This is a genomic window from Conyzicola sp. (assembly GCF_046714715.1).
GTDB lineage: Bacteria > Actinomycetota > Actinomycetes > Actinomycetales > Microbacteriaceae > Conyzicola.
In genome coordinates this window covers 1-3,308 of record NZ_JBKKAD010000057.1, presented here as the reverse complement: position 1 = coordinate 3,308, position 3,308 = coordinate 1, and the positions used below count along the sequence as shown (strand labels likewise).

General features: G+C 65.4%; 7 protein-coding genes. All 7 read right to left on the bottom strand.

The features are described from left to right. Positions 1–86 precede the first annotated feature (86 nt). A complete protein-coding gene (locus ACLQ6X_RS04575; protein ID WP_184239713.1) occupies positions 87–383 on the bottom strand; it encodes an HU family DNA-binding protein in 297 nt (98 codons plus the stop codon). Positions 384–450: 67 nt separating this feature from the next. Beyond that, a complete protein-coding gene (gene rpsN, locus ACLQ6X_RS04570; RefSeq protein WP_188510869.1) occupies positions 451–756 on the bottom strand; it encodes a 30S ribosomal protein S14 in 306 nt (101 codons plus the stop codon). A 2-nt stretch (positions 757–758) separates the two neighbouring features. Then, entirely contained in the window at positions 759–926 is a 168-nt protein-coding gene (gene rpmG / locus ACLQ6X_RS04565; protein ID WP_184239703.1) for a 50S ribosomal protein L33, read from the bottom strand. Further along, positions 926–1,162, bottom strand: a complete 237-nt coding sequence (rpmB, locus tag ACLQ6X_RS04560; protein WP_184239701.1) for a 50S ribosomal protein L28 — start codon at positions 1,160–1,162, stop codon at positions 926–928. The genes rpmG and rpmB overlap by 1 nt, the downstream gene beginning before the upstream one ends. Positions 1,163–1,415: 253 nt before the next feature. Continuing rightward, the gene (locus ACLQ6X_RS04555; protein ID WP_411698987.1) at positions 1,416–1,808 is read right to left on the bottom strand and encodes a Fur family transcriptional regulator; all 393 of its coding nucleotides are present in this window, start codon (positions 1,806–1,808) and stop codon (positions 1,416–1,418) included. Positions 1,809–1,818: 10 nt separating this feature from the next. Next, positions 1,819–2,676 (bottom strand): metal ABC transporter permease, encoded by an 858-nt coding sequence (locus ACLQ6X_RS04550; RefSeq protein ID WP_411698988.1) that lies wholly within the window; start codon positions 2,674–2,676, stop codon positions 1,819–1,821. Between the two features lie 23 nt (positions 2,677–2,699). After that, the coding region (locus tag ACLQ6X_RS04545) for a metal ABC transporter ATP-binding protein (protein WP_411698986.1) at positions 2,700–3,308 on the bottom strand (609 nt) is incomplete at its 5' end.

Sequence of the window (3,308 nt, the reverse complement as noted above, 5' to 3'; positions counted from 1 at the left end):
GGCCTACGCTACCCGCGAGTGCCCTTTTTATCGTTAAAACACAACGGGCCCCGACAACTTGGGGGGCGCCCTTTTAGTTCAAACGACTACTTGGAGTCCTTCGCTGCAGCCTTCAGCTTCGAGCCGGCGCTCAGCTTGACGCCGTAGCTCGCCTTGATCTCGATCGCCTCGCCCGTCTGCGGGTTACGGCCGGCGCGAGCTGCACGGTGAGTGCGCTCCACTGCCAGCCAGCCCGGGATGGACACCTTCACGCCGTCGGCCACCGAGGTGGACAGTACGGAGAAAAGTGCGTCGACTACGCCGTTGACGGCAGCCTGGCTCTGGCCAGATGCTGCGGCAACTGCCGCGACGAGCTCGGTACGGTTTAGTGACTTGTCAGCCATGAATGTCCTCCTCGGACGTTGTGCAGTTGGGTGGTAACCGACTAAAAGTCGGTGAACCGGAAGAAATCTACCAGCTTGACTTGGTAATACCGGGCAATTCGCCCCGGTGCGCCATATCGCGGAAGCGAACACGGCTTACACCGAACTGCGCGAGGTATCCGCGCGGACGTCCGTCGATGGCGTCGCGACCACGAACGCGCACGGGCGACGCGTTGCGGGGAAGCTTCTGCAGGCCGATGCGGGCCTCTTCGCGCGACTCGTCGGTTCCGGCGGGGTCGACGAGGGCCTTCTTCAGCTCAAGGCGCTTCGTCGCGTAGCGCGCGACGATGACCTTGCGCTGCTCGTTCTTTGCAATCTTGCTCTTCTTAGCCATGTTTAGCGCTCCTCACGGAATTCGACGTGCTTGCGCACTACAGGGTCGTACTTCTTGAGTACGAGGCGGTCGGGGTCGTTGCGACGGTTCTTCTTGGTCACGTAGGTGTAACCGGTTCCTGCCGTCGAACGAAGCTTGATGATCGGACGTACGTCTTGTGCCTTAGCCATTAGATCTTCACCCCACGAGCGAGGATGTCTTTGACGACAGACTCGATGCCACGGGCGTCAATAACCTTGATGCCCTTTGCGGAAAGCTGCAGCGTCACGTTGCGGCGCAGCGAAGGTACGTAGTACGTCTTCTTCTGTACGTTCGGGTCGAAGCGACGCTTGGTGCGTCGGTGCGAGTGCGAAATGTTGTGCCCAAAGCCGGGAACGGCTCCGGTCACCTGGCAAGTTGCTGCCATGATTTCCTCCATTAGTCTCCGCAGCCGCGACTCACCGAAGTGAGCCGTTGCTGCCCAAGAATTACTTGTCGGCGCGCATGGACCCGCGTATTCCCTGGGGAAGATGGGGGTCGGCGCACATGCGAGTGTAGATACCACTCAGCCAGCCATAAACAATACGGGTCGAAAGCCCCCAGCGCAAGCGGAGTTCCGCGGAATCACGCGGAAACGGGCGGTGAAGAGCGCGTTCGAGCGCCCGGAAGTCGAGAGTTTCTTACAGATTCTCGTGCTTCGAGCAGTTCGCGCACAGTCCGAAGACGTCGACGATGTGATTCGGCTCGGTGAAACCGTGCTCCGCGGCTACATTCTTCGCCCAGAGCTCCACGGCATCCGCCTCGATTTCGACCGTCAGTCCGCAATTGCGGCAGATCAGGTGGTGGTGGTGGCTGCCCGGCGTGCACGCGCGGAACAGGCTCTCGCCCTCCTGCTGCAACGAGTCGGCCTCGCCCTCGCCCGCGAGGTCGGCGAGCGCGCGATACACGGTGGCGAGCCCGATGGGCGATCCCGTGTTCTTCAGGCTGCTGTGAAGCGCTTGGGCGCTGACGAAACCTTCGGATGATCCGAGGGCTTCGCGAACGGCTTCCCGCTGCCAGGTATTGCGCTTCATGATCGGAATTCTATCCTGCCGTCTGCAGAGCGCGGCGGGCGGATGCGCGCCCGCCGGCGGCGTTCCGGGCTCCCACGATGCGGCAGACGACATAGATGAGGAACGAGATGGTCGTGATGTACGGGCTGATCGGCAGTGAACCGCCGAGGGCGAGCAGGATGCCGCCGACGGCGGAGACGAAGCCGAAGAGCATGCTCAGCAGCGGCACGAGGAGGGGCGAGGAGGAGATGCGCAGGGCGGCGGCGGCGGGAGTCACGAGCAGCGCGAGAACGAGGAGCGAGCCGATGATCTGCACCGACACCGCGACCGTGAGCCCGAGCAGCACCATAAACCCGAGGGACAGCGCGCGCGATGGCACCCCGCGTGCCGCCGCCAGGTCGGCGTCGAGGCTGTCGAACGTGAGCGGGCGCCACACCACGAGCAGGGCGACGAGCACCACGACCGAGAGGGTGACGAGCAGCCCGAGCTGCGGGATGTCGACCGAGATGATCTGGCCCGTGAGCAGCCCGAACTTGTTGGCGCTGCGGCCGGGGTAGAGCGCCAGGAAGAGGATGCCGAGCCCGAGCCCGAACGGCATGAGCACGCCGATGATCGAGTTGCGGTCGCGGGCCTTCGCACCCAGCAGGCCGATGAGCACGGCGGCGATGAGCGAGCCGACGAGCGACCCGAGCACCACGTTCGCGCCGATGAGCAGCGCGCCGGCGGCCCCGGCGAACGACAACTCGCTGATGCCGTGCACGGCGAACGCCATGTCGCGCTGCATCACGAAGACGCCGATGAGCCCGCCGACGATGCCGAGAACGGCGGCCGCCACGATCGAGTTCTGCACGAGGGCCACGAGCTCGCCGTAGTTGGCGAAGTTGAACATGCGGCCCCAGATGTCGTCGGCGGTCACTCTGCGACCTCGTCGTGGTGGTCGTGGTGGTCGTGTCCGTCGGGCACGCCGACCACGATCACGCGGCCGTGCGAGCGGATCACGTCGACCGGCGTGCCGTACAGCTCGCTGAGCACGTCGGACCGCAGCACCTCGCCGGGGGTGCCCTGCAGAAACTTGCCGCCCGCGAGGTAGAGGATGCGGTCGACGACGTCGAGCACCGGGTTCACGTCGTGGGTGACGAACACCACGGCCGTGTCGTGGCTGCGACGGCGTTGGTCGATCAGCTCCGAGACGGCGCGCTGGTGGTGCAGGTCGAGACTGAGCAGCGGTTCGTCGCAGAGCAGCAGCACGGGGTCGCCGGCCAGCGCCTGGCCGACGCGCAGCCGCTGCTGTTCGCCGCCCGAGAGCGTTCCGACCGGCTGGTCGGCGTAGTCGGTGGCGCCGACTGCCTCGAGCAGTTCGTCGACCCGTTCGCGGTCGGAGCGGCGGGGGAGCGGCGGACCGAACCGGTGGCCGTTGACGCCCAGCCCGACGAGGTCGCGTCCGCGCAGCGGGGTTCCCGGCGGCACGAGCTTCTGCTGAGGGATATAGCCGACGCGGCGGTCGCCGCGGCGGATCGGATG

Bases quoted from the DNA above. Each gene is read 5' to 3' on its own strand.
- ACLQ6X_RS04575 (WP_184239713.1), bottom strand. From the start codon at position 383: ATGGCTGACAAGTCACTAAACCGTACCGAGCTCGTCGCGGCAGTTGCC.
- rpsN (WP_188510869.1), bottom strand. From the start codon at position 756: ATGGCTAAGAAGAGCAAGATTGCAAAGAACGAGCAGCGCAAGGTCATC.
- rpmG (WP_184239703.1), bottom strand. From the start codon at position 926: ATGGCTAAGGCACAAGACGTACGTCCGATCATCAAGCTTCGTTCGACG.
- rpmB (WP_184239701.1), bottom strand. From the start codon at position 1,162: ATGGCAGCAACTTGCCAGGTGACCGGAGCCGTTCCCGGCTTTGGGCAC.
- ACLQ6X_RS04555 (WP_411698987.1), bottom strand. From the start codon at position 1,808: ATGAAGCGCAATACCTGGCAGCGGGAAGCCGTTCGCGAAGCCCTCGGA.
- ACLQ6X_RS04550 (WP_411698988.1), bottom strand. From the start codon at position 2,676: ATGTTCAACTTCGCCAACTACGGCGAGCTCGTGGCCCTCGTGCAGAAC.